Source organism: Xanthomonas cucurbitae, from assembly GCF_002939885.1.
GTDB classification, from domain to species: Bacteria; Pseudomonadota; Gammaproteobacteria; order Xanthomonadales; family Xanthomonadaceae; genus Xanthomonas; species Xanthomonas cucurbitae.
Genome location: NZ_MDED01000135.1, coordinates 1 through 461, shown reverse-complemented (window position 1 = coordinate 461; position 461 = coordinate 1). Strand labels below are relative to the sequence as shown.

Here is a 461-nt window from a genome sequence, read left to right as displayed (position 1 = left end):
AGCACGAAGTTGCCCGAGGCCACGTCATCCATCGCCAGGTCCAGGTCGCGGATCTGGCTGGAGGACTTGTCCCCGGAGGAAATCATCATGCCCTTGTTGCGTTCCAGTACCTTCAGCGCGTCGTGACGTCTTATCAATCCGAGTGAACTAGGGCTTAATGCAAGGATCCATGCCCATTCCGCCGCCCCAAAAACAATGGCCCCGGCAATGCCGGGGCCATTGATTGCGCGCTGCCGTACTCCTTACAACGTCGGGCCGCGTGTGTCGGGAGGCTGCGGGGTCTGCTGCGCAGTTTGCTGCGTCTGACGCTGGCTCTCCTCGGCAACCTGCCGGCTGCTGTGTTCCAGCGACTGCCCTTGCGCCTGGGAACGATCCACGAACACCCGCTGCATTGTTGGGTCGGTCATCTCGCCCTGGACCGCAAAGAAGCCATCGCCGCTCCTGCTGGGTATAACATGGTC

Annotated in this window: 1 protein-coding gene; it reads right to left on the bottom strand. The window is 61.4% G+C overall.

What is annotated here, in order from left to right; genetic code table 11:
• Nucleotides 1-242 precede the first annotated feature (242 nt).
• On the bottom strand, nt 243-461 hold a 219-nt coding region (locus XcuCFBP2542_RS19070; RefSeq protein ID WP_338117683.1), incomplete at its 5' end, for an XVIPCD domain-containing protein.